This is a genomic window from Pseudomonas sp. R38(2017) (assembly GCF_002112395.1).
Lineage (GTDB): Bacteria > Pseudomonadota > Gammaproteobacteria > Pseudomonadales > Pseudomonadaceae > Aquipseudomonas.
In genome coordinates, this window is sequence record NZ_NEHN01000003.1 from 597274 (window position 1) to 622536 (window position 25263).

A 25263-nucleotide genomic window follows, 5' to 3' on the forward strand; every position below is an offset into this window, starting at 1 on the left:
AAAAGGTGGGACACCCTAACCCGTACTGTTAGTTGTTAAAACAAAAGTTATATTCTTTTTTGTTATATATGGTTGCAAGGCGCCTGCCAGACCTGCAGCAGAGCCTAGCAGTTGCCAAAGGTATTGAAGCTCAGCTGTATCTGTCAGTGCGGTGGGATTTTTCCTAAGCTTGAGGGCTAAGCCTGTGAAGGCACTTCTGCCCGATTCAACGAGAACAACAGCCATGAGCGACAACCGACAGTGGGCCCGCGAAGCCATCCGGATCATCGAAGCGGACTTCCAGCGCAGCGCCGACACCCACCTGATCCCCCTGCCGCTGCCGGGGTTTCCGGGTATCGAGTTGTACTTCAAGGACGAATCCAGCCATCCCACCGGCAGCCTCAAGCACCGTCTGGCCCGTTCGCTGTTTCTCTACGCGTTGTGTAACGGCTGGCTCAAGCCCGGCGCGCCGGTGATCGAGGCGTCCAGCGGTTCGACGGCGATTTCCGAAGCGTACTTTGCGCGGATGCTCGGGTTGCCGTTCATTGCGGTAATGCCGGCGACCACCTCCAAGGAGAAGATTGCCCAGATCGCCTTCTATGGCGGCAAGAGTCATCTGGTGGACGATCCGACCCAGATCTACGCCGAATCCGAGCGTCTGGCCCGGGAGCATGACGGGCACTTCATCGACCAGTTCACCTACGCCGAACGCGCCACCGACTGGCGGGCGAACAACAACATCGCCGAGTCGATCTTCCAGCAGATGCGCTACGAGCAGCATCCATGCCCGGCGTGGCTGATTTCCAGCCCCGGCACCGGCGGCACCACTGCGACGCTCGGTCGTTACGTGCGCTATCGCCAGCATTGCACCCGCGTGCTGTGCGCCGATGCCGAGCGTTCGGTGTTCTTTGACTTTTACCAGACCGGTGATGCCAGCCTGCGTCTGGACCACGGTTCGCGGATCGAAGGCATTGGCCGGCCACGGGTGGAAGCTTCGTTCCTGCCGAAGGTAATTGATGCGATGGTCAAAGTGCCGGATGCCTTGTCGCTGGCGGCCATGCATTACCTGGCGCAGCGTCTGGGCCGGCATGTGGGCGGGTCGAGCGGCACCAACCTGATCGGCGCGCTGATGGCGGCGCAGCAGATGAAAGCGGCGGGGGAGTCGGGGTCGATCGTGGCAATTCTGTGCGATGGCGGCGAGCGCTACGCGGACACCTATTACGATCCGGCGTGGCTCAAGGCGCAGGGCTATGAGCTGGAGGGATTGATGGCGGCCGTGGCGGCGAGTGCCGAGAAGGGTGAAGTGCTCCCGGCCTCGGTTCTGCGCGCCAATATCTGACGCCGAATACGACTGTGGGAGCGAATTCGCTCCCACAGTTTTTTGCATCGTTTCAGGTTAGGCGTATCAGGCCTCGAGGCCCAGGATGTCACGCGCCACAGCTTCCGCGATACGAATCCCGTCAACGCCCGCCGACAGAATCCCGCCCGCATAACCTGCGCCTTCACCGGCCGGGAACAGACCTTTGACGTTCATGCTCTGCAGCGACTCGTTGCGCGTGATCCGCAGCGGCGACGAAGTCCGCGTCTCGATCCCGGTCAGCACCGCATCGTGCAGCGAATAACCGCGAATCTGCTTCTCGAACGCCGGCAATGCTTCGCGAATTGCTTCGATGGCAAAGTCCGGCAGTGCCAGGGCCAGATCCCCCAATGCCACGCCCGGTTTGTACGACGGCTCAACCTCGCCCAGCTCGGTGGACGGCGTGCCGTTGATGAAGTCGCCGACCAGTTGCGCCGGCGCCTTGTAGTCGCTGCCGCCGAGGATGAAGGCGTGGGATTCCAGACGCTCCTGCAACTCGATCCCGGCCAGCGGACCGCCCGGATAATCGACTTCCGGGGTGATGCCGACGACGATGCCGGAGTTGGCGTTGCGCTCGTTACGCGAATACTGGCTCATGCCGTTGGTAACCACGCGGTTCGGCTCGGAAGTCGCCGCCACCACGGTGCCGCCCGGGCACATGCAGAAGCTGTAGACCGAACGGCCATTCTTGGCGTGGTGCACCAGTTTGTAGTCGGCAGCGCCGAGTTTCGGGTGACCGGCGTATTTGCCCAGTCGCGCGCGGTCGATCAGCGATTGCGGGTGTTCGATGCGGAAACCCACCGAAAACGGTTTGGCTTCCATGAACACACCACGGCTGTGGAGCATGCGGAACGTGTCGCGGGCACTGTGGCCGAGGGCCAGAATCACATGTTTCGAATGCAGGGTTTCGCCGCTGGCCAGTTCGACGCCGACCAGTTGGCCGTCTTCGATCAGCACGTCGGTGACGCGTTCCTGGAAGCGCACTTCGCCGCCCAGGGCGCGGATCTCTTCACGCATGGTTTCGACCATGCCGGTCAGACGGAACGTACCGATGTGCGGCTTGCTGACGTAGAGGATTTCTTCCGGCGCGCCGGCCTTGACGAACTCGTGCAGGACTTTACGGCCGAGGAATTTCGGATCCTTGATCTGGCTGTACAGCTTGCCGTCGGAGAACGTGCCTGCACCGCCCTCGCCGAACTGCACGTTGGACTCGGGGTTGAGCACGCTTTTGCGCCACAGGCCCCAAGTGTCCTTGGTGCGCTGACGCACTTCGGTGCCGCGTTCGAGGATGATCGGCTTGAAGCCCATCTGCGCCAGCAGCAGGCCGGCGAAGATCCCGCACGGGCCGAAACCGACCACGATCGGACGCTGGCTCAGGTCGCTTGGCGCCTGGCCGACGAATTTGTAGCTGACATCCGGCGCCACGTTGACGTTGCGGTCATCGGCGAACTTGCCCAGCACCTTGGCCTCGTCGCGCACTTCGAGGTCGATGGTATAGATGAAGCACAGTTCGGAAGACTTTTTGCGTGCATCGTAGCTGCGCTTGAACAAGGTGAAGTCGAGCAGGTCATCGCTGGCGATACCCAGGCGTTGCACGATGGCGGCGCGCAGGTCTTCGTCGGGATGGTCGATCGGCAGCTTGAGTTCAGTGATTCGTAACATGACAGGATCCGGTTCGCGGGGCGCACAACTGCGCCAGGGCGTTTGAAGGCGGCGATTATAAGCCGCAACGGCCGGATCCCGTGAGGGTAAAACGATCAGTCGTTGCGCGAACCGCCGAAATACCCGCAACCGCGCTGCACCTTGCCGTCGATACGCAGCTCGGCACTCATGTGCTGCACGCTGCCGCTGTTACTGTCGACACAGCGTTGCGGCGCCACCCACAGCTCGATGCGCTGGTTGTTGGCTTCGCTGCTGAGGTTGAAACGACCGTCGCCCAATTGCTCTTCGACGTAAGGCACGGCGAGCGGTGGCTGGCCTTCGCGGTCGATGACCATGCCTTTGCCACTGACCTTGACGTTCCATTCCGGACCATGACCGGCCGCACGCAGGATCAACTGTTTGAAATTGGGATCGTCACAGGCAGTGCCGGAACGTTCCACGCGGTACAGCTGGGTCAGGTCGAGGCGGTCACCGGCGATCTTGCCGCGAACGTCGGCGAACAGCTTGCCCTGTTGGTCGGCCAGCGTGGCGGCCTCCTGCAGGACGCTGGTGCCGCCGATGTCGTTGACCACGTACTGGCGCTGCTCGCCGCAGGCCTGGAACACCAGTTTGCCGTCGGCAGCGGTCAGTTGCCCCTGCATCCGCGTCTGGCCGACGTGGGAGGCGCTGGTCCGCGCACCCTCGAACAACTGGCACGCGGCAAACAGAGGGAGCAGGGCAACAACGATCAAGGAACGGGCAACACGCATCTTCGGCTCTCCAGACAAGTGCCGCCACGTTACGCAGGCTGACCGCTTATCACAACCATGAGTTGGATTTGCCACGTACCGGAAACATTTGGCTTAACTTTCGAAGTCGGGACGAAGGACATTTGGCCGTACCTTGTCCGCCTTTTCGATACGCGAGGTTTTTATGAACGGATCAGGCAGGGTGCTTTTGGCGGTACTGGCAATGATGGCTGCATGGCCGTCGATGGCGGCAGAAATTGCTTTTTCATCGGAGACGGATTTCTCCGAAATGAGCCTCGAGCTCAAACGAATCGATGATCCGAATCCGCATGCCGTCATGCTCAATGTCACCTTGAACCCGGATGCGCAGCATCGCCTGCAGCGGGTGACGACCGAGGGACTGCATCAACCCCTGCAGCTGTCCATCAACGGCGTTCAAGTGTCGAGCGCAACGATTCAATCGGTAATCAAAGGCCCGAGTCTGATGATAAGCGTGCCCCGCGAGGTCGCCAGCAAGCTGCTTCCGACGCTGCTGGAGCATTAAAACCTTGATGCGACGCTGACCCAGCGCCGCATGCCGAGGCTTTTCAGCCCACGTGAAATGTCTGACCTGTCTGCAGGCCTTCGACACTTTTGGCGTAGGCCAATGCCACATCCGCCGCAGGAACCGGCTTGTAGCCGCGGAAGTACGGGGCGTAACTGCCCATGGCTTCCACCAGCACGGTCGGGCTGATCGAGTTAACGCGCAGGCCCCGTGGCAGTTCGATGGCGGCGGCACGGACGAAGCTGTCGAGCGCGCCGTTGACCAGTGCAGCCGACGCACCGCTGCGGATCGGATCGTGGCTGAGCACGCCGGTGGTGAAGGTGAAGGATGCGCCGTCGTTGGCGAATTCGCGGCCGATCAGCAGCAGATTGACCTGGCCCATCAACTTGTCTTTCAGGCCGAGGGCGAAGCTGTCTTCGTTCATGTCGCCCAGCGGGGCGAAGGTCACGTTGCCGGCGGCGCAGACCAGGGCGTCGAACTTGCCGGTCTGCTCGAACAGCTTGCGAATCGATGCGCTGTCGCTGATATCCACCTGGAAATCGCCGCTGTTGCGACCGATGCGAATGACTTCGTGACGCTGCGACAGCTCTTTGTCCACGGCCGAACCGATGGTGCCGCCTGCGCCGATCAACAGAATTTTCATCGTGCTTGCCTCAAGTGATTGAACGAGGTTTCAGTCTAGAGTGGTTTTTTCGGCTGATAAGCGCGCTAATGGGCAACCTTTGGTTTTCAAATGGAAACAATCCATGAGCGAGATGGATGATCTGGCGGCGTTTGCGGTGTTGATCGAGGCGGGTAGTTTTACTTTGGCGGCGCAGCAACTGGGGTGCAGCAAGGGACAACTGTCCAAGCGTATCAGTCAGCTGGAAACGCGGTTTTCCGTGGTGTTGCTGCAGCGCACGACGCGTCGGCTCAGCCTGACGGCGGCCGGTGCGGCGTTGTTACCGCAGGCTCAGGCGCTTGTAGTCCAGGTCGAAAGGGCGCGTCAGGCATTGGCGCGCTTGAAGGACGACATGGCCGGTCCCGTGCGTATGACGGTGCCGGTGTCGCTGGGGGAAACGTTCTTCGATGGACTGTTGCTGGAGTTCTCCCAGAAATATCCCGAAGTACAGATCGAGCTTGAGTTGAACAACAGCTATCGCGATCTCTCCCGCGACGGCTTCGATCTGGCTATTCGCACGGAAGTCGCCAACGACGAGCGACTGGTGGCCAAGCCCTTGCTGGCCTGGCAGGAAATGACCTGCGCCAGTCCGGCGTATCTGGAGCGTTTTGGTGAGCCGCAGACGCCGCAGGCGCTGGCCGAGCACCGTTGTCTGCTTAACAGTCATTACAGCGGTCGCGAAGAGTGGCTGTATCACCAGCAGCACGAACTGCTGCGAGTGCGGGTGTCGGGACCGTTCGCCAGCAATCACTACAACCTGTTGAAGAAAGCCGCACTGGCCGGCGCCGGCATTGCACGCCTGCCGTCCTATCTGTTGCAGGCGGAATTGGCTGACGGCCGATTGCGCTGGCTCCTTCGTGATTTTCAGACCCGGCGTATGCCGATGTACCTGGTGCATCCTTATCAGGGCGGTTTACCGAAACGTACCCAAGTGCTGGCGGACTACCTGATCGGCTGGTTCAAGCGTAGTGGCGAGGCGCTCGACCGGCTTCAGCGGTAACGTCGGGCGATCAGATGGTCGATCGACAGTTTGCCCGGTCCGGTGGTCATCAGGTACAGCAGAACGGCCGCCCAGGTGCCGTGAGTCGGGTAGGCGTCGGGGTACACGAACAACTCGATGACCAGCGTCATGCCCAGCAATGCAAGCGCCGAAAATCGCGTGGCGAAGCCGACGAGGATCAGGATCGGGAAAAAGTGCTCGGCGAATGCCGCCATGTGAGCGGCAATTTCCGGTGACACCAGCGGCACGTGGTATTCACTCTGGAACAGCGGAATCGTCGAGTCGGCCAGATGCGGCCAGCCAATCTGAAAGGTGCCGTCGATCAGGTCGATGGCCAGGCCCTCGACCTTGGTCTGCCCGGACTTCCAGAACACCGCCGCAATGGAAAAACGCGCGATGAGGGCAATCAGGCTGTGTGGGATTTTTTCCAGCAGCGCGATGGCGCGGGCAATGAGGCTGTTCATGGCGAAACCTTGTGATGTAAATGGGTGATGGACTGGCGACTGATCAACAGGGCCAGGGTTTGGCTGAGGTCGAAGGCTTCTGTGGATTCCAGCGCCAAGGTGAGTGACAGGCCGGCCTTGAGCTGGCGGATGAACTGGCTGACGCCGGGATCCACGGCGAACACCTCGACCTCCAGCCCGTTGCGCAGGATCAGCGTGTGCTGGGCCTGATTCAGATCGATCCCGGCCAATGTGGCGTCTTGCTGATGCGCGGCCCAGATATCCACCACAGCAAAGGCTGAATCGAGCACATGCAGCGAAGGATGCAGACCGATTTGCAAGCGACTCAGGCCTTCCTGATCCGCGAAGGCCGCAGCGATCCGGTCCTGGCTGAGCGGCGCGATATCGGCGGCGTGATAGGCCAGCGTGCGTAAGCGCTCCAGCCGCGCGACATCGGCCAGGTAGGGCACGCTCGACGCCGGCTCGAATCTGCTGATGAAGTCCGCCAGATCACTGCCGTAGTCGCTCATCATCGGGCTTTGTGGTGGGTGGTTTTGAATGAAAATTCCGGCCATGGCACGGAAGAAATCCTCTCCCACCAACTGCATCACCACGGGATAACTGTCGGCCAGTGCATTGCTCAACGAGCCTTGCACGTTGTTGCGGTACACCGCGAAACGACTGGCCGGATCGGCCCCGTTGGCGCTGCACAATCCGTCGGGGCAGGGCAGGCCGACATCGAGCAGTGCGGCGCTGAACACGGCTTGGGTGCTCATGGTCGAACTCCCGCGCAAAGCAGAAGCGCGTCGGCCTGTTGCGCCTCGGCCATCAGCACGTCGAAGGCCGGCACCTGATTGTCCCGTTCGATCAGCGTCGCCACCGGGCCGACGCGCTCCAGCGCCTGTCGGTACAAAGACCAGACAGCCTGATCGACCGGTGCGCCGTGATCGTCGATCAGCAAACGATCACCGAGGCTGTCGGTATCTTCGGCAAACCCCGCCAGATGGATCTCGCCAACCGCGTGCAGCGGCAGCGCGTCGAGGTAGGCCAGAGGATCGCGCTGATGGTTGATGCAAGAGACGTAGACGTTGTTCACGTCCAGCAACAGACCGCAGCCGCTACGACGGATGACTTCACGGATGAAATCCGCTTCGTCCATCGTCGAGCGCTCGAACGCCAGATAGGTCGCCGGGTTTTCCAGCAGCATCGGACGCTTGAGGGTGCTCTGCACCTGGTCGATGTGATCGCAGACGCGATTCAGCGTCGGCGTATCGTAGGCCAGAGGCAACAGGTCATTGAGAAACACCGGGCCGTGAGTCGACCAGGCCAGGTGTTCGGAAAAGGAGTGGGGTTGATACCGCTCGATCAGCGCGCTCAGACGTTTGAGGTGTTGCACATCCAGCGGGCCTTCGGCACCGATGGACAGGCCGACACCGTGCAACGACAACGGATACGCCTCGCGAATCAAACCCAGAAAATGATGAAACGGGCCGCCGGCCACCATGTAGTTTTCGGCGTGGACTTCGAAGAAACCGATGTCCGGTAGAGAGCCGAGCACTTCACGAAAGTGCCCGGTCTTGAGCCCCAGCCCGGCACGGGGCGGGAGCCCGGTGAGGGCTGCCCGAGTGCGGGGGGAGGCATGGTCGCAGGAAGTGATCATGATCGACACTCGGGCAGCCTCCGGATCAGGACTTGGCCTTGAAGGCTTCCATCTGACCGAAACCGGTCGGCGAAGTCTTGCTTTCGGTGGTGGTGCAAGTGCCTTTCGGAACGAACTTCCAGGAGTTGGCCTGGTAATCCATTTTCGCCGTGCCTGCACAGGTGGTACCGGCGCCGGCGGCGCAGTCGTTATGACCTTTCATGGCCACGCCGAAGCATTTTTCCATGTTGCTGTTGTCGGCAGCCTGGGCGGTCGAAACGGCGGCCATGCTCAGGGCGGAACCAAGGGCCAGAACCAGGGCGGTGGCGGACAGGGTGCGGGTGGTAGCAGTCATGATGTTTCTCCGGTTTCAACTTGGGTTGGAACAAGCGATGTGCGCTTGCTTACCCCTCTAGAGAAACGACCTGGGAATGCGTTACAGCGATCGCGAAAATAATTTTCAAAGCGCAAAAAAAAAAACGGCCCGAAGGCCGTTTTTTGTTTGTAGCGATCCATCAACCGCCGAGGTACGCCTCGCGTACTTTCGGGTCGGTCAGCAGCGCTTCGCCGGTGCCTTGCATCACCACCCGGCCGTTTTCCAGCACGTAGGCTCGGTCAGCGATTTTCAGCGCCTGGTTGGCGTTCTGCTCGACCAGGAACACCGTCACACCGTCCTTGCGCAGCTGTTCGATGATGTCGAAGATCTGCTGGATGATGATCGGTGCCAGACCCAGCGACGGCTCGTCGAGCAGCAGCAGTTTCGGCTTGCTCATCAGCGCCCGGCCGATGGCGAGCATTTGCTGTTCGCCGCCGGACATGGTGCCGCCGCGCTGGTTGAAGCGTTCTTTCAGGCGTGGGAAAAGTCCGAGAACCTTGTCCATCTGTTCCTGATAGTCGCCCTTGTCGGTGAAGAAACCACCCATGGACAGGTTCTCTTCGACGGTCAGACGGGCAAACACCCGACGGCCTTCAGGCACCACGGCGATGCTCTTGCGCATGATCTGCGACGAGTCCTGGCCGACCAGTTCCTCACCCATGTAGCGGATGCTGCCGCTGTGCGCCTGCGGTGAACCGCAAAGCGTCATCAGCAGGGTGGACTTGCCGGCACCGTTGGCGCCGATCAGGGTCACGATCTCGCCCTGGCGGACTTCGACGTTGACGCTGTGCAGGGCCTGGATCTTGCCGTAGAAGGTGGAAACGTTTTCGAACTGCAGCATTTACGCTTCCCCCAGGTAGGCTTTGATCACTTCAGGATTGTCGCGGATCTGTTCCGGCGTGCCGTCGGCCAGAGGCGTGCCCTGGTTGATCACGACGATGTGGTCGGAAATGCTCATGACCAGTTTCATGTCGTGTTCGATCAGCAGCACGGTGACGTTGTGTTCTTCACGCAGCACGCTGATCAGCGCCTTCAGGTCTTCGGTTTCCTTCGGGTTCAGACCGGCAGCGGGTTCGTCGAGCATGAGGATCCGTGGACGGGTCATCATGCAGCGAGCGATTTCCAGGCGACGCTGCTGACCGTAAGCCAGGGTGCCGGCCGGACGGTTGGCGAACTCCTTGAGGTTGACCTTGTCCAGCCAGTACTCGGCGTATTCCATGGCCTCGCGCTCGCTTTTGCGGAACGCCGGGGTCTTGAACAGGCCGGACAGAAAGTTGGTGTTCAGGTGACGGTGCTGGGCGATCAACAGGTTCTCGACCGCCGTCATGTCCTTGAACAACCGCACGTTCTGGAAGGTGCGCACCACACCCTTGAGGGCGATCTTGTGGCCAGGCAGGCCTTCGATCGGCTCGCCATCGAGCTTGATGCTGCCGCCGCTCGGCTTGTAGAAACCGGTCAGGCAGTTGAACACGGTGGTCTTGCCCGCGCCGTTAGGCCCGATCAGCGCCACCACTTGTTTCTCTTTCACGGTCAGGGCCACGCCGTTGACCGCCAGCAGACCGCCGAAGCGCATGCTCAGATTTTCGACTTTCAGGATCTCGCGGCTCATTTGCGCAGCTCCATGTGAGGACGTTGCATGGGCAGCAGACCTTGAGGTCGCCAGATCATCATCAGCACCATCAGGGCGCCGAACATCAGCATGCGGTACTCACTGAACTCACGCATCATTTCCGGCAGCAGGATCATCACGACCGCCGCCAGTACCACGCCCAGCTGCGAGCCCATGCCGCCCAGCACCACGATGGCGAGAATGGTCGCCGACTCGATGAAGGTAAAGGACTCCGGCGTTACCAGACCCTGACGGGCGGCGAAGAAGCTGCCGGCGAAACCGGCGAAGCAGGCACCCAGGGTGAACGCTGAAAGCTTGATGAGCGTCGGGTTCAGGCCCAATGCACGGCAGGCGATCTCGTCCTCGCGCAACGCTTCCCAGGCACGGCCCAGAGGCATGCGCAGCAAGCGGTTGATGACGAACAGCGCGAACAGCGCCAGGAACAACGCCACCAGATACAGGAAGATCACCTTGTTGATCGAGTTGTATTCCAGGCCGAAGTATTCGTGGAACGTCTGCAGACCCTCGGCGGCTTTACGTTCGAAGGTCAGACCGAAGAACGTTGGCTTCTCGATGTTGCTGATACCGTTCGGGCCGCCGGTGATGTCGGTGAGGTTGCGCAGGAACAGACGGATGATTTCACCGAAGCCCAGCGTCACGATCGCCAGATAGTCACCGCGCAGACGCAGTACCGGGAAACCGAGCAGGAAGCCGAAGGTGGCCGCCATCAGTCCGGCGATCGGCAGGCAGATCCAGAAGCTCAGGCCGTAGTAGTGCGACAGCAGCGCATAACTGTAGGCGCCGACGGCATAGAAGCCGACGTAACCGAGGTCGAGCAGGCCAGCCAGGCCGACCACGATGTTCAGGCCCAGGCCGAGCATCACGTAGATCAGCACCAGCGTCGCGATATCCACCGCGCCGCGAGAACCGAAAAACGGCCAGACCAGTGCACCGATGATCAACGCAATGATGATCCAGCGCTGAGTGGTCGGCAGGGTCAGGAAGCTGCTGGCCTTGGCCGGCATTTTTGGCAGGTTCGGCGAGGATTTCCACGCCGCGCCGATCTGCTGGTCGAACAGCACACGCAGGAACATCAACACAGAGCAGACGGCAATGGTGATCAATGTCGAGGTACTGGTGCCATGCACTTCGAGGTTGATGCCGACGATGGTCAGCTTCAGACCGAGTACCGGGTAGGCCACCGCCCACACCAGCAGGGCGCTGAACAGCGCCTGTTTAAGATTCCTAGTCATACTTTCTCAACCTCCGGACGACCCAACAGGCCGGTTGGCCGGAACAACAGCACCAGAACCAGCAGCCCGAACGCCACGACGTCCTTGTACTGGTCGCCGAAGATATCGGCACCAAAGGCTTCCGCCACACCCAGCACCAGCCCGCCGAGCATGGCGCCGGGGATGCTGCCGATGCCGCCCAGTACCGCGGCGGTGAAGGCCTTGAGGCCGACAAGGAAGCCGGCGTTCGGGTTGATCACGCCGTATTGCATGCTCAGCAGCACGGCTGCGATGGCCGCCAGCGCAGCACCGATGACGAAGGTCAGGGCGATGATGTTGTTGGTGTTGATGCCCAGCAGGTTGGCCATCTTGATGTCTTCGGCACAGGCACGGCAGGCGCGACCCAGACGAGAGCGGGAGATGAACAGCGTCAGGCCGAGCATGGCGACCAGGGTCACCACGAACACCACGATTTGCATGTAGGAAATCAGCACTTCATGTGCGCCACCTGGTCCGATGGAGAAGTTGCCGGGGATCAGGTTGGGGATGGATTTGTCCTTGGAGTCTTGCGCCAGCAGAACCGTGTTCTGCAGGAAGATCGACATACCGATGGCGGAAATCAGCGGGATCAGACGGTTGCTGCCGCGCAAGGGGCGGTAGGCGACCCGTTCGATGCTGTAACCGTAGGCACTGGTCACGACGATGGTTGCGAGAAAAGCGGCGGTCATCAACAGCGGAACACTGTCGAGTCCCATCATGGACAGCCCGGCGATGGCGATGAATGCCACGTAGGAGCCGATCATGTACACCTCGCCATGGGCGAAGTTGATCATTCCAATGATGCCGTAGACCATCGTATAGCCGATGGCGATCAGGGCATACGTGCTGCCAATGGTCATGCCATTAACCAGCTGTTGGAAGAAGTGATAGATGTCAGGCATTACAGCGCTCCTAAAAACCTGATACGCATTTCACTGGTGGAGTCATTTTCCCGCCCGGCCCCGTGGATCTTTATCCACTTCGAATCCGGGTTTTGCCAGCGAACCGCTGATGACGGTTTTGAGATTTTCAGGTGGGGAGACTGGCGGATCACGCCAGTGCGGCCCAATACATTCGTAAAACAAAGCCCACGGCACGCCGTGGGCTTTATTGGCAGTCAGTCAGGCAGCGCCTTACTGAGGCGAAACTTCGGTTTTAGGTTTGCCGAAGTGCCACTCGTAGACCACGAATTTGAAGTCCTTCAGGTCGCCCTTGGCGTCGAAGCTCAGGTCACCGGTAGGGGTCTTGAAGGTGCCGGCGTGAATGGCGGCCGCCACTTTGGCAGGGTCTTCGGATTTGGCAGCGGTGATACCCTGGGCAATCACTTCAACCGCCGAGTAGGACGGGAACACGAACGGGCCGCTCGGGTCTTCTTTCTTCGCCTTGAAGTCTTCAGCCAGCTTCTGGTTGGCCGGATCCTGGTCGAAGGACTTCGGCAGGGTCACCAGCAGGCCTTCGGACGCGTCCTTGGCGATCTGCGAGATGGAGTCGTTACCCACGCCTTCCGGACCCATGAACTTGGCTTTCAGGCCTTTTTCCTGGGACTGACGCAGGATCAGGCCCAGCTCCGGGTGGTAGCCGCCGTAGTAGACGAAGTCGACGTTGGCTTGCTTGAGCTTGGAGATCATCGAGGAGAAGTCTTTGTCGCCGGCGTTGACGCCTTCGAACACGGCAACCTTGACGCCTTTGCCTTCCAGGGTTTTCTTCACGGCGGTGGCGATGCCTTCACCGTATTGCTGTTTGTCGTGCAGAACAGCAACGATTTTCGGTTTCACGTGATCGGCAATGTAGTTACCGGCGGCAGGGCCTTGGGCGCTGTCCAGACCGATGGTGCGGAACACCATTTTGTAACCACGGCTGGTGATGTCCGGGCTGGTGGCAGCCGGGGTGATCATGATCACGCCTTCGTCTTCGTACACGTCCGAAGCAGGCTGGGTGGAGCTGGAGCACAGGTGACCGACCACGAATTTGACGCCGTCGTTGACGACCTTGTTCGCAACGGCTACGGCTTGTTTCGGATCGCAAGCGTCATCGTATTCAACGGCTTCGAGCTTCTTGCCGTCGACGCCGCCCTTGGCGTTGATCTGTTCGATGGCCATTTTGGCACCACTGAACTGCATGTCGCCGTACTGGGCTACCGGGCCGGTTTTAGGGCCGGCGATACCGATCTTGATGGTGTCAGCTGCGAACGAATGGCTGGCAACCCCGGCCAGTACCATAGCGGCAAACAGTTTGGAAATCTGCTTAGTAGCCTTAGTCATAGTGCTCCACTCTTACTGTTGTATTTTTTTAGAGTCCTGACGCCGTAGCAGCAGAACCGGGCTGGATATCTTCGCGATACCTTCCGGAAATGCCCCCGGCAACTGTACCGGTACAGTGTAGAGCGCCGGTTGTTGGCCTGGGAAGCTGGCGCCCAGGGGCAAATTCTGGAGATGTCGCTTTAGTGAAAGAAAAAGACAGAATTGCGGCGGGACGTTCAAAGGGCTTATACCCCGATCATCAGCATTCCCTGGCCTTCCTGCTCTTTTCGTTCGGTACAGCCTTTTGCTACCGGGTTTTTCTGCCGGACCACCGACGTTATCATTCGCGCCGATTTCTTTTCCGGACAGTCCCATGAATCAAGAACCTAGCACCCTCTATGCCAAGCTGCTTGGTGAAACCGCATCTATTACCTGGAAAGAGCTGGAGCGCTTCTACGCCCAGGGTGCCCTATTGTGGGTCGATGGCGACCTGGATTTGATCGCCGTGGCCGAGGCCGTGGCATCGGATCAGGGCGAGAAAGTCGCTGCCTGGCTGGCCGAAGACAAGGTCGCCAAGCTGTCTGAAACGCGGGCGCTGGATATTTTCGAACGTGATCCGGAGATGTGGGCGGTGGTGGTCCGGCCGTGGATCCTGGTCCAGGAAAGGGCGCCGGCCTGAAGGGTTGCACCTTGTTGGTGCGCATAATGACCGAGGAAAAGTGTGTAGCCGAGTAGCGTGATGGCACGTTGCCGTAGAGAAATGCCACAAGCGCGGGTGGCATAACGGTGACGTAAACGTAACGGGCACAGTTTAGTAAGCAGCCTAACGGCTGCTTAATTGTTTCGGGATGTTGGAAAGGTTGGATAAATCGGGGAATTCGAGGGCCTCATCTTGAGCAGGCTCGCTCCCACAGGAAACATCTTCCAATGTGAGAGCGAGCCTGCTCGCGAAGGGCGCGACTCGGTTCAGGATCAGACCGAGTAAGTCTTGCCAGTATGGTTATTCAGCGAGATGACCTTGGTCTTGCCGATCCGGTGACGGTAAATCTCGCGCAGGTATTTGATCGACTTCTTCACACAATCTCGCGACAGGCGGATGTCGTTGATCGAGACAAATTTTTCTTTGTCGTTGATCAGCTCGCGGTACTTCTTCTCGTACATCGGTTTGATCGCGTACCAGTTGGTATCGAGGATCTTCGCCGGGTTCTCGAACTCGTTGAGCAGGTCATCGATACGCGCTTCATCGAATTCTTCATTGATGATGAAGTCGAGGATCGAGTTGTCCAGGGTCTCGTCGAAACGGTACGGGGTCTTCGCGAAGCAGCGCTTGATGAACGCCACAATCAGGGTCAGGAAGTCATCCGACAGGCACGGGCTCTTGGCGATCAGGGTGGTCAGCGACAGGTTGGCCGAGGCGCCGATCACCAGCGCGTAACGCTTCAGTGTGGTGTTGGGGAACAGGCTGTTGAGGTGGGTCTTCAACCGGTTCAGGTCCATGTACGACAGCTTGTAGTCTTTGGGCAACGAGACGATCGAGACCACCGACGAGCAATTCTTGAAGAAGTGCAGGTCGTGCAGCGCAGCCGCGTCATAGCCGGAGTTCTTGTACTGTTCGAGCGAGGCGCGATAGCGCTTGGATTCGATCGGCAGCAGGCTGATGCCTTCGATGGCCTGGGTGACTTTGTTGAAGTGCGGCAGGTCGATCGAGCGGAAGAACAGATCGTCGATGTTCAGGCGCTGTGGCTCTTTGTCGAACACTTTGAATTTGTCGCTGCTCGGCGGCGGCGTTTCCGGCACCACGGATTCTGCGTAGGCAATCGCCACCGGGCCAGCCAGACTCATGAACAGATCGTTGGCGTCCAGGCGAATGGTCTCGCCGATATCGATGCCGGCACGACGGAAATAGTTCTGGTCGTAGTCGGTCGTGACTGCCTGGGCCGTCAGAATGTTGAAGATCTGCTGCGAGATGTACTGGTTGGCGTGCTTCTCCATCGCATTGACATCAATGTTCTGGATGTTGCCGTCGTCGCTCTCTTCGGCGTAACGCATGATGTCGTTGGAGATCAGCATCATCGCGTTCCATGGGCGGATACGGCCCATGACGCTGGCTTCGCTGCTGTCTTCGTTGGCGAAGTTGTACGAGAAATCCCATTCCTCCGACAGGTATTTGCACAGCAGGCGACCGGCGTTGATGTGCAGCGCCTCGGACATTTCGCTGCGGTGGTCGGAAATGTTCGGCAGCACGCAGATGCCGCTGGTGAAGATCGGCTCGAACACGAACGAATGACCGCTCTTGCCGTCATGCTCGTCCATCGGCTTGGTGTCGAACGTCTTGTTCATGTACGAGTGCTGCTGGGCCAGGCCGAATTCCGAGGCCATGCCTGAACCGGTACCGCCGCCGGCACTGAAGATCGAGAAATACAGGCGCGACTGGTTGGCCTTGATGCCGCAGCTGTCGATCAGGTACGAGTGGATCATTTTCCAGTCAGGGCTGGAGAAACGCTGGGTGTCCTTGTTCAGGATGATCTTCGCCAGGTACTGGCCGAGGATCGGCGCGTTACCAGCGCCACCGGCGTGGACTTCGGACAAGTCCATGATCTTCATTTTGCTGTAGTCGCGCAGGAAGCCACTTTTCTCGCCCTTGCGCGAGAAACGGATGCGCCCGGCAATGTCCTTGTCGAGGTCGCCGAGCATCACCAAGGGTTCCACCAGGAACACCGGTTTGGTCGATTTGTTCGGGCCGATCCGCAGGTTCTGCTTGATCCACTGGGCCGGGCTGTAGCCTTTGTCGGAGGCCAGGCGACGGTCAGCCACGCGGTCTTCGTTGTTGAATTCGTTGAGGTAGAACTTGCGCGCGTTGTACACCAGCTCCGCCACGTCGAGGGCGATGTTGGAGCCGCAGCGACCGAGGCCGATCAGGCACACCGACGGGAATTCCTGGTCGTTGTGCTGCTCGTTGTCGCCTTCCAGGTGCGGCGGGCGCGGGAACACCAGGTCACGCAGGCCGTCGAGGTTGTCGAGGATGCGATCGGTGTTGGTTTCGGTGAAGTACAGGTATTGCTGGGTGCCCAGAGGGCGCGAAGGAGGCAATGGCTTCATCGGGGCAGGGCTGTTCGCCGCAGGGCTCAGGGTCAGATCGGATACCGCGGTGGCCGGATTGTTTTTAGAAGTCATTGTGCGCCATTTACCTGGACTGGTTGGCTCGGCGACCACTGTCGTCGAGCCTCACGGAATGGGAATCTCGCGTCTTTTTTCTGCGCGTATTTGGCCCGTGCGTCAGGGTCTTTGCCTGTGTGTCGCACGGGGGAATCCTTTCCTGATTGATGATGGATCGGCCATGATTCGGCGATCTTTAATCAAAAGGAGGCTAAATGATGTCAACGCTACCTTCGTTGGGGTTTGCCGGAATCGGCCTGATGGGCCTGCCGATGTGCCGGCGTCTGCTGGCGGCGGGTTATCCGCTGACGGTGTGGAACCGCAACCCGGACAAATGTGCGCCGCTGGTCGAGGCGGGTGCCCGGCAAGTCGCGACCTCGGCCGAACTGTGCGGACACGCCGACGTGGTGATGCTGTGCCTGGCCGACACGGCCGTGGTGCGCGAGGTAGTGTTTGGCCCGGCCGGTGTTGCTGAAGGCGCAAGAAACGGCCAGTTGCTGGTGGACTTTTCCAGCCTTGAACCGACAGCGACTCGCGAGATGGCAGCAGAACTGGCGCAAAAGACCGGCATGGCCTGGCTCGATTCACCGGTGTCCGGCGGCGTGGTCGGGGCCGAGGCTGGCAGTCTGGCAATCATGGTCGGTGGTGACGCCGCAGATCTTGATCGTGTTCGCCCGGTGTTGCTCACCCTCGGTCAGCGCGTCACGCACATGGGCGGCATCGGTGCCGGCCAGGTGACCAAGGCCTGCAATCAGATGATTGTTGCCTGCAATGCGCTGGTGATTGCCGAAGTGGTCGCGCTGGCCGAGCAGTCCGGGGTCGACGCCAGCCTGATTGCCAAGGCGCTGGCCGGTGGTTTTGCCGATTCGAAGCCGCTGCAGATCCTCGCTCCGCAAATGGCCGAAAGCCGTTTCGAACCGGTGAAATGGCATGTGCGCACGCTGCTCAAGGATCTCGATACGGCGGTGAAGTTTTCCCGAGAAGTCGGCTCGGCCACACCGATCAGCGGATTGGCCGCACAACTGATGCGCCTGCATGGGGCGCAGGGCTTTTTGGAGAAAGATCCATCGACACTGGTGAAAATGTACCGCGAGCCAGCGTCAGCGGATTGATCGAGTGGGCGTGTTTGCGTTGATTGATCTCTTCGAGGACCGGGCGCAGTTCGTGCAGCGGCACCGGACGGCTGAGCAGGTAACCTTGAATGAAGTCGCAGCCGGAGCGCTCGAGGAATTCGTATTGCTCCAGGCTTTCCACGCCTTCGGTGACCACCTGCAAGTGCAGGGTGTGGGCCATGACGATGATCGCCTGGACGATTTCCATGTCGGCGGTGGCCTTGGGAATATCGAGAATAAATGAGCGGTCGACCTTCAAGGTGTTGAGCGGCAGCCGCTTGAGGTAAGCCAGCGACGAATAGCCGGTGCCGAAATCGTCGATCGACAGCGAGACACCCAGGGCGCGGATCTGCCGCAACAGCACCAGCGTGTTGGCGATGTTGCCCATCAGGGCGTTTTCGGTCACCTCCAGCTCCAGCCGTTCGGGGGCGACGCCGGCACTGCGCAAGGCGTATTCGATTTCATTGGCCAGTTCTTCCCGGGCCAGATTCAGGGGGGAGCAGTTCCAGGCGATTTTCAAGTCGCTGCAGCCGTGGCGCGACAGCTCGCCCAGGTCTTCGCAGGCCTTGCGCAGCACCCAGTTGTCCAGCTCCGCGATCAGGCCGTTGTTTTCGGCGATGGCGATAAAACGGTCCGGGGTCAGCAGGCCGTGCACCGGATGCTGCCAGCGAATCAGCGCTTCGAGCTTGGTGACCTTGCCGGTCTTCAATTCGAAGATCGGCTGGTAATACAGCATCAACCCGTTCTCTTCGCGCAGGGCATGGCGCAGTTCTTCCTCCAGTTGCAGTTCCAGGCTGGCGCGGTTTTTCAGGTTGGAATCGAAAAAGTGCACGCCGTTGCGCCCGGCGCCCTTGGATTGATACAGCGCCAGGTCCGCGTGTTTGAGCAGTTCATCGCAGGTGGTGCCGTCTTCGGGAAACAGGCTGATGCCGATGCTGGTGGTCATCACCATGCGCCGCCCCGCCAGTTCGATCGGCTCCTTCATCTTGAGCATGATGCGCTGGGCCAGGTTGCGCGCCTCTTCACGGTCGCGCAGGCCAATGAGGATGCAGAATTCGTCCCCGCCAAAACGGGCAACCACGTCTTCATGGCCGCGCACCGAGCCTTTGATGTGCTGGGCGATGACCTTGAGCAACTCGTCACCGGCGTCATGACCAAGGCTGTCATTGATGCGCTTGAAGTGGTCGATGTCGAGAAACATCACCGCGAGCATGCCGCCCTCGGTGGATTTCTGGCTGAGCTTTTCAGCAAAGAGCTGGTTGAAACCGCGACGGTTGATCAGGTTGGTCAGCGCATCGTAATTGGCTGCCTGTTGCAGCGACATCCGCGCCTGATCGAGCTGGCTGAGCAGCATGTTGACCCGGCGCAGGTCTTGCTCCTTGTTCTGCAGTTTCTTGTCGGCGAGTGCGGCGCTGATGGCGCTACCGAGGATCAGCAGGGTGATAAAGGCGACGGTGAGCCCCAGTTGCAAGTGGCTGGAATCGACCTTCAGTGTGGGAATTCTTCCCTCCGGGAGGACCAGTTGCAACGCTGCCATGCCCGTTAAGTGCATGCTGATGATGCCGGCCCCGAGAATCAGGGTAGCCACGTATTTGAGCATTTGGTTGTGCAGGCCGCTGCCTTCACGCAAATTCCCGGCCACCCACAGCGCGGCGAAACTGGCACCGATGGCAATCAGGATCGACAGCCCGAACAAGGTCGGTTCGTAGTAGGCGGTGGCGGCGGATTGCATGGCGGCCATGCCGACGTAGTGCATGCCGGCGATGCCCAGACCGATGACGATGGCGGTCTTGAAGTATTGCAGCAGACTGGGCTGCGGTTCGCTGAGGGTGTGCATCGCCAGCCAGGAGGCCAGCACGGCGATCACCAGGGAGAACAGGGTAATGGCCAGGTCGTACTGGATGTCGATCGGTGTCTGGAACGCCAGCATGCTGATGAAATGCATGGCCCAGATGCCGCCGGCCAGACAAGTGGCGCCGATCCAGCGCCAGAGCCTGCGCGATCCGGGATCTTCAGCATGGCCGACGCGTTCCGCCATATCGAGGGTGGCGAAACTCGCGGCACACGCCACCAGATAGGCGACCAGCACCAGCAAGGGATTGTGTGTGCAATTGAGAATGACCTGCCCGCTCTCCGGCAGCTCGGCAACAAACTGCAAACCAAGCCACTCCATAGCATGCCCCGTCTCTGAGTGCTTCCTTACTGCGTCATCTACGCAGGCGAATGAATGCAGTATAGAGGCCGATCTCGGGGCGCAAGCGGTGATGGCACATTGGCTCTAATGATTTTGGCATGAGCGTCATAGCGATTGGTGCTAAGTCTCGCAGGCTCGGTTTCTCAGGCCACTTCGTTCCAGTGCGGTTGCAATGGCGGCAGGCCAAAACGGGCACGCGCCTTGTCGCAGTCGGGATTGTGCTCGCCGTTTTCCCACGACGCCTCGAACTCGCGGCAGGGGCTGGAACGCTTGTCGTAGATCGTGCAGGCCACCGATTTTCCGACTTCGCCTTCCAGCGCGGTGCAGCGCGGCGCCTTGCGGTCGGTGCCGATCATGGCGACCCGGCTGGGCGTGATCTGGGTGACCAGTTCATCAGGCACGGTTCCGCCGGAGGATGCACATTCACCCCAGAAAAATGACACACGAAAATGGGAACAGCAGGCACCGCAATTCAGACACGGACTGACATCGGACATGGGAGGGGCATCAAAGGGATTGATCGGCTGGATCCGGACGGATCCGGCGCCATTCTAGGCTTTGCCACGGCGTTGGGAAGGGGGGCGCGAAAGTATTTTTTCATTGCCGGATTTTTCCGCAAAACCCCCGGTTTTCGGGGGATTCGAGCCTTTTCAAGCGCTTACGTTTCGTTACAGTGCCATGGCTCCCTATCAGGCTGACGAATGATCACAGACAGTCCCGACGAGCGTGACTAGATTGCAGGTTCCGGGCTCGGATGCGTCGGCAGTGAAGCCCTATAACAATAAAAGAGACGGACCCATGCAGAACTCGACCCAAGCGGCGAATGCCTGGCGCATTCTGTTCCTGCTGTTCCTCGCCAACCTGTTCAATTTCTTCGATCGCACCATCCCGGCGATCATCATCGAACCGATCCGAATGGAGTGGCACCTCAGCGATTTTCAGCTAGGGATCGTCGGAACCGCATTCACCATCGTCTATGCCATCGCCGGCCTGCCGTTGGGGCGCATGGCCGACACCGGCTCGCGCAGTAAGCTGATGGGCTGGGGCCTGGCGACCTGGAGTGCGTTGACCGCGGTCAACGGACTGGTCGGCAGTTTCTGGAGTTTCCTGCTGGTACGCATGGGCATCGGCATCGGCGAGGCCAGTTACGCGCCTGCCGCCAACTCGCTGATTGGTGATCTGTTCCCGGCGCACCGTCGCGCGCGGGCCATGGGCATCTTCATGCTGGGCTTGCCGTTGGGCCTGCTGCTGGCGTTTTTCACCATCGGTGCGATGGTCAAGGCATTCGACAGCTGGCGCGCGCCGTTCTTTATTGCTGCCGTGCCGGGGTTGCTGCTGGCGGTGTTCATGTTCTTCATCAAGGAACCCAAGCGCGGCGCGGCGGAGACCGTGCAAGTGTCGCAGGAGAAAGTCGACAAGCCGATCCGCCGGATTCTCGCGGTGCCGACTTTTCTGTGGCTGGTGATGGCCGGGTTGTGCTTCAACTTTGCCACGTATGCCTGTAACTCGTTTCTGGTGCCGATGCTTCAGCGTTACTTTCTGCTGCCATTGCAGGAGGCGGCAGTGGCCACGGGGCTGATCGTCGGCGTGACCGGGCTGATCGGCCTGACCCTCGGCGGCTGGATCGCCGACAAGATCCATCAGCGTGTGGCTAACGGGCGGCTGCTGTTTGCGGCGTTCAGCCTGATCATTTCCACCGTGTGCACCGCTTGGGCACTGCACGCCGGGCGGATCGAGATCGGTGTGTTTGTCGCGCTGTTCAGTGTCGGCTGGCTGTTTGCCTATAACTTCTACACCTGCGTGTATACGGCGATTCAGGACGTGGTCGAACCGCGCCTGCGGGCCACGGCGATGGCGTTGTTCTTTGCCGGATTGTATTTGCTTGGCGGGGGCTTGGGGCCGGTGGTGGTCGGTGGATTGTCCGATCACTTTGCCAAGTCGGCCATGATTTCGGCGGGCGCCGAGCAGATGACTGAAGCCTTCAAAGCGGTCGGCCTGCATGACGCGATGTACCTGATCCCGGTGGCGCTGTTTCTGACCATGGTGTTTCTGTTTTTGGCGGCGCGGTGTTTTGTGCGGGATGCGAAGCGGATGAAGGAGGGTTTGGTCGCGGTGGTCGAGCCAGAGGGCGCTGCGGTGACTGCGTAACCGCAGGCAAACAAAAAGGCCCGCGTCGCTGCGGGCCTTTTCATGTGTGGCGATGGAGCAGGGCGGTTTAACCCGCCACCAGCACCCGGATCGCTTCGAGTCGCAGCGCAGCCTTGTCGAGCATGGCCAGGCCTTGCTCGCGCTGTTTGCGCAGGGCAACCAGTTCGCTGTCGCGTACGGTCGGGTTGACCGCTTGCAACGCGGTCAGGCGCGCCAGTTCTTCATCGGTATCGGCTGCCAGACGACGGCGGGCCTCGGCCACGCGCTCGGCGTGACGCGGGATGACCTTGTCTTCACCGGCGTTGATCCGTGGCGTCAGCTGATCGCGCTGGGCCTGGATGAACTTGTTGGCACTGGCGCGTGGCACGCTTTCCAGTTGATCGTTCAGGGTTTCGAACGACACACGGGCCGACAGGTCGTTGCCATTGGCATCGAGCAGGCAGCGCAGGGCGGCCGGCGGCAGGTAACGGCCCAGTTGCAGCGAGCGCGGTGCAACCACTTCGCTGACGTACAGCAGTTCCAGCAACACAGTGCCTGGCTTCAACGCCTTGTTCTTGATCAGCGCGACAGCGGTGTTGCCCATCGAACCGGACAGCACCAGGTCCATGCCGCCCTGCACCATCGGGTGTTCCCAGGTGATGAACTGCATGTCTTCGCGCGACAGCGCCTGGTTGCGGTCGTAGGTGATGGTCACGCCTTCGTCGTCGCCCAGCGGGAAGCTGGCGTCGAGCATCTTCTCGCTCGGCTTGAGGATCAGGGCGTTTTCCGAATGGTCTTCGCTGTCGATGCCGAACGCGTCGAACAGGGTTTCCATGTAGATCGGCAGGGCGAACTGGTCGTCTTGCTCGAGGATGTCCTCGACCAGCGCTTCACCTTCGCCGGCACCGCCGGAGTTCAACTCCAGCAGACGGTCGCGACCGGTGTGCAGCTCGGCTTCCAGACGCTCGCGCTCGGTGCGCGCCTCGTCGATCAGCGTTTGCCACTCGCCATAGTCAGCCTCTTCGAGCAGTGGCAGCAGGCGCGGGCCGAACTGATGCTGCAAGGCGTTGCCGGTCGGGCAGGTATTGAGGAACGCGTTCAGCGCCTCGTGATACCACTGGAACAGACGTTCTTGCGGGCTGGTTTCCAAGTACGGCACGTGCAGCTCGATGATGTGTTTCTGGCCGATCCGGTCCAGACGACCGATCCGCTGTTCCAGCAGGTCCGGGTGCGACGGCAGATCGAACAGCACCAGGTGGTGGGCGAACTGGAAGTTACGACCTTCACTGCCGATTTCCGAGCAGATCAGCACCTGCGCGCCAAACTCTTCGTCGGCGAAGTAGGCGGCGGCGCGGTCTCGCTCGAGGATGTTCATGCCTTCGTGGAACACCGTGGCCGGGATGCCGGAACGCACGCGCAGGGCGTCTTCCAGGTCCATCGCGGTTTCGGCGTGGGCGCAGATCACCAGCACTTTGGTGCGCTTGAGCATTTTCAGCTGATCGATCAGCCACTCGACGCGCGGGTCGAATTTCCACCAGCGTTCTTCTTCGCTGGCGTCCGGCTGGGCCTGGAAGCTGACTTCCGGGTACAGCTCGGCGTGATCGCCCAGTGGCAGTTCGAGGTATTCGTCCGGGCACGGCAGTGGGTACGGGTGCAGCTTGCGCTCCGGGAAACCCTGCACGGCGGCGCGGGTGTTGCGGAACAGCACGCGGCCAGTGCCGTGGCGGTCGAGCAGTTCGCGCACGAGGCGGGCGCTGGCTTCGCTGTCGCCATCGTTGACGGCGGTCAGCAGGGCTTCACCTTCGTTGCCGAGGAAACCGTGGATGGTCTTGTGCGCGGAAGGCGACAGGCGACCCTTGTCCAGCAGCTCCTGAACGGCTTCGGCCACCGGGCGATAGTTCTCGCTTTCGGCGCGAAAGGCGGCCAGGTCATGGAAGCGGTTCGGGTCGAGCAGGCGCAGACGGGCGAAGTGGCTATCCTGACCGAGTTGTTCCGGGGTAGCGGTGAGCAGCAGCACGCCGGGAATGACTTCAGCCAGTTGTTCGACCAGCGAGTACTCCGGGCTGACTTTTTCTTCGTGCCAGACCAGGTGGTGTGCTTCGTCGACGACCAGCAGATCCCAGCCAGCAGCGAACAGTGCGTCCTGGGCCTTTTCGTCGTCGACCAGCCACTCCAGCGCCACGAGGGCCAGTTGGGTGTCTTCGAACGGGTTGGTGGCATCGCTTTCGATGAAGCGTTCTTCGTCGAACAGTGCGACCTCAAGGTTGAAGCGGCGGCGCATTTCCACCAGCCACTGGTGCTGGAGGTTTTCCGGCACCAGGATCAGCACGCGGCTGGCGCGGCCCGACAGCAGTTGGCGATGGATCACCAGACCGGCTTCGATGGTTTTGCCCAGACCCACTTCGTCCGCCAGCAATACCCGTGGGGCGATGCGGTCGGCGACTTCACGGGCAATGTGCAACTGGTGCGCGATCGGTTGTGCGCGTACGCCGCCCAGGCCCCACAGCGCGGACTGCAACTGGCGGCTGGTGTGTTCCAGGGTGTGGTAGCGCAGGGAGAACCACGGCAGTGGGTCGATCTGCCCGGCGAACAGACGGTCGCTGGCCAACCGGAACTGAATGAAGTTCGACAGCTGGGTTTCCGGCAGGGTGACGGCTTCGTTCTCGGCGTTCAGACCGTGGTAGACGAGCAGGCCATCGGCATCCTCGACTTCGCGCACGGTCATCTTCCAGCCTTCGAAGTGAGTGATGGAGTCGCCCGGCGAGAATCGCACGCGGGTCAGGGGCGCATTCCTTAGCGCGTACTGGCGGGTTTCGCCAGTGGCCGGGTAAAGCACGGTCAACAAGCGGCCGTCCTGTGCCAGAACGGTGCCTAAACCAAGCTCTGCTTCGCTGTCACTGATCCAGCGTTGCCCCGGTTGATACTGCTGCGCCATGCTGCCTGACTCCCACCTTGAAAAAGCGGGCTATCTTAACGGAATGAGGCCCTGAGGCCAAAGGATTAGGCGTCGTTGCGGCCATTAAATGCCGACGGCCGACTGAGGGAAGATTAGGTCATGCGTCGGTTTCAGGAGCGCTGGCGGCACGATTGAGTGCCAACCCGGTCACAAGTTTTCGACCGATGGCTCAAGGCCCCGATGCCGCAGCCGATAGCCTGCTGACAGGA

22 protein-coding genes are annotated in these 25263 nt (G+C 60.4%); 6 read left to right on the plus strand and 16 right to left on the minus strand.

The window, feature by feature from the left end:
- Positions 1-223: 223 nt before the first annotated feature.
- Positions 224-1318 (plus strand): PLP-dependent cysteine synthase family protein, encoded by a 1095-nt coding sequence (locus CAF87_RS09615; RefSeq protein ID WP_085729907.1) that lies wholly within the window; start codon positions 224-226, stop codon positions 1316-1318.
- 66 nt (positions 1319-1384) lie between these two features.
- On the opposite strand, the gene CAF87_RS09620 is transcribed toward CAF87_RS09615, so the two are convergent.
- Together CAF87_RS09620 and CAF87_RS09625 are read right to left on the minus strand one after the other, a co-directional pair.
- Positions 1385-2998, minus strand: a complete 1614-nt coding sequence (locus CAF87_RS09620; RefSeq protein WP_085729908.1) for an NAD(P)/FAD-dependent oxidoreductase — start codon at positions 2996-2998, stop codon at positions 1385-1387.
- Between the two features lie 95 nt (positions 2999-3093).
- The gene (locus CAF87_RS09625; protein WP_085729909.1) at positions 3094-3747 is read right to left on the minus strand and encodes a COG3650 family protein; all 654 of its coding nucleotides are present in this window, start codon (positions 3745-3747) and stop codon (positions 3094-3096) included.
- Positions 3748-3910: 163 nt separating this feature from the next.
- Between CAF87_RS09625 and CAF87_RS09630 the strand changes: the two genes are divergently transcribed.
- The gene (locus tag CAF87_RS09630) at positions 3911-4270 is read left to right on the plus strand and encodes a hypothetical protein (protein ID WP_085729910.1); all 360 of its coding nucleotides are present in this window, start codon (positions 3911-3913) and stop codon (positions 4268-4270) included.
- 43 nt (positions 4271-4313) lie between these two features.
- On the opposite strand, the gene CAF87_RS09635 is transcribed toward CAF87_RS09630, so the two are convergent.
- Complete coding sequence (locus CAF87_RS09635; RefSeq protein WP_085729911.1) at positions 4314-4913, minus strand: short chain dehydrogenase; 600 nt, start codon at positions 4911-4913, stop codon at positions 4314-4316.
- A 103-nt stretch (positions 4914-5016) separates the two neighbouring features.
- Between CAF87_RS09635 and CAF87_RS09640 the strand changes: the two genes are divergently transcribed.
- A complete protein-coding gene (locus CAF87_RS09640) occupies positions 5017-5931 on the plus strand; it encodes a LysR family transcriptional regulator (protein WP_085729912.1) in 915 nt (304 codons plus the stop codon).
- Here CAF87_RS09640 and CAF87_RS09645 read toward each other — a convergent pair.
- From CAF87_RS09645 to CAF87_RS09690, 9 genes are all read right to left on the minus strand, one after another.
- Positions 5922-6395, minus strand: coding sequence for a DoxX family protein (locus CAF87_RS09645; protein ID WP_085729913.1), 474 nt, complete (start codon positions 6393-6395; stop codon positions 5922-5924). The two genes, CAF87_RS09640 and CAF87_RS09645, sit on opposite strands and share 10 nt — an antisense overlap.
- On the minus strand, positions 6392-7150 hold the full coding sequence (locus CAF87_RS09650) for a DUF2063 domain-containing protein (RefSeq protein WP_085729914.1): 759 nt from the start codon (positions 7148-7150) through the stop codon (positions 6392-6394). The genes CAF87_RS09645 and CAF87_RS09650 overlap by 4 nt, the downstream gene beginning before the upstream one ends.
- A complete protein-coding gene (locus CAF87_RS09655; RefSeq protein ID WP_085730115.1) occupies positions 7147-8034 on the minus strand; it encodes a DUF692 domain-containing protein in 888 nt (295 codons plus the stop codon). The genes CAF87_RS09650 and CAF87_RS09655 overlap by 4 nt, the downstream gene beginning before the upstream one ends.
- A 25-nt stretch (positions 8035-8059) precedes the next feature.
- Entirely contained in the window at positions 8060-8368 is a 309-nt protein-coding gene (locus CAF87_RS09660) for a DUF2282 domain-containing protein (protein WP_085729915.1), read from the minus strand.
- 160 nt (positions 8369-8528) lie between these two features.
- On the minus strand, positions 8529-9230 hold the full coding sequence (locus tag CAF87_RS09665; RefSeq protein WP_003222380.1) for an ABC transporter ATP-binding protein: 702 nt from the start codon (positions 9228-9230) through the stop codon (positions 8529-8531).
- A complete protein-coding gene (livG, locus tag CAF87_RS09670) occupies positions 9231-9998 on the minus strand; it encodes a high-affinity branched-chain amino acid ABC transporter ATP-binding protein LivG (protein WP_085729916.1) in 768 nt (255 codons plus the stop codon).
- Complete coding sequence (locus CAF87_RS09675) at positions 9995-11251, minus strand: high-affinity branched-chain amino acid ABC transporter permease LivM (RefSeq protein WP_085729917.1); 1257 nt, start codon at positions 11249-11251, stop codon at positions 9995-9997. Before CAF87_RS09675 ends, livG begins: the two co-directional genes overlap by 4 nt.
- Positions 11248-12171 (minus strand): high-affinity branched-chain amino acid ABC transporter permease LivH, encoded by a 924-nt coding sequence (gene livH / locus CAF87_RS09680; RefSeq protein ID WP_085729918.1) that lies wholly within the window; start codon positions 12169-12171, stop codon positions 11248-11250. The genes CAF87_RS09675 and livH overlap by 4 nt, the downstream gene beginning before the upstream one ends.
- A gap of 231 nt (positions 12172-12402) precedes the next feature.
- Complete coding sequence (locus tag CAF87_RS09690; protein ID WP_085712959.1) at positions 12403-13530, minus strand: branched-chain amino acid ABC transporter substrate-binding protein; 1128 nt, start codon at positions 13528-13530, stop codon at positions 12403-12405.
- Between the two features lie 352 nt (positions 13531-13882).
- On the opposite strand from CAF87_RS09690, the gene CAF87_RS09695 reads away from it, so the two are divergent.
- Positions 13883-14188 (plus strand): DUF2288 domain-containing protein, encoded by a 306-nt coding sequence (locus CAF87_RS09695; RefSeq protein WP_085729919.1) that lies wholly within the window; start codon positions 13883-13885, stop codon positions 14186-14188.
- Positions 14189-14481: 293 nt separating this feature from the next.
- On the opposite strand, the gene CAF87_RS09700 is transcribed toward CAF87_RS09695, so the two are convergent.
- A complete protein-coding gene (locus CAF87_RS09700) occupies positions 14482-16683 on the minus strand; it encodes a hypothetical protein (RefSeq protein WP_085729920.1) in 2202 nt (733 codons plus the stop codon).
- Between the two features lie 197 nt (positions 16684-16880).
- On the opposite strand from CAF87_RS09700, the gene CAF87_RS09705 reads away from it, so the two are divergent.
- Entirely contained in the window at positions 16881-17777 is an 897-nt protein-coding gene (locus tag CAF87_RS09705; protein ID WP_170929613.1) for an NAD(P)-dependent oxidoreductase, read from the plus strand.
- Here CAF87_RS09705 and CAF87_RS09710 read toward each other — a convergent pair.
- Both CAF87_RS09710 and CAF87_RS09715 read right to left on the minus strand, forming a co-directional pair.
- Entirely contained in the window at positions 17668-19950 is a 2283-nt protein-coding gene (locus tag CAF87_RS09710; RefSeq protein WP_085729921.1) for a bifunctional diguanylate cyclase/phosphodiesterase, read from the minus strand. The two genes, CAF87_RS09705 and CAF87_RS09710, sit on opposite strands and share 110 nt — an antisense overlap.
- Positions 19951-20114: 164 nt before the next feature.
- Complete coding sequence (locus CAF87_RS09715; protein WP_085729922.1) at positions 20115-20468, minus strand: YkgJ family cysteine cluster protein; 354 nt, start codon at positions 20466-20468, stop codon at positions 20115-20117.
- A gap of 301 nt (positions 20469-20769) precedes the next feature.
- Between CAF87_RS09715 and CAF87_RS09720 the strand changes: the two genes are divergently transcribed.
- A complete protein-coding gene (locus tag CAF87_RS09720; protein ID WP_085729923.1) occupies positions 20770-22119 on the plus strand; it encodes an MFS transporter in 1350 nt (449 codons plus the stop codon).
- Positions 22120-22186: 67 nt separating this feature from the next.
- Here CAF87_RS09720 and rapA read toward each other — a convergent pair whose 3' ends face one another.
- Positions 22187-25033, minus strand: a complete 2847-nt coding sequence (gene rapA, locus CAF87_RS09725) for an RNA polymerase-associated protein RapA (RefSeq protein WP_085729924.1) — start codon at positions 25031-25033, stop codon at positions 22187-22189.
- Positions 25034-25263 lie beyond the last annotated feature (230 nt).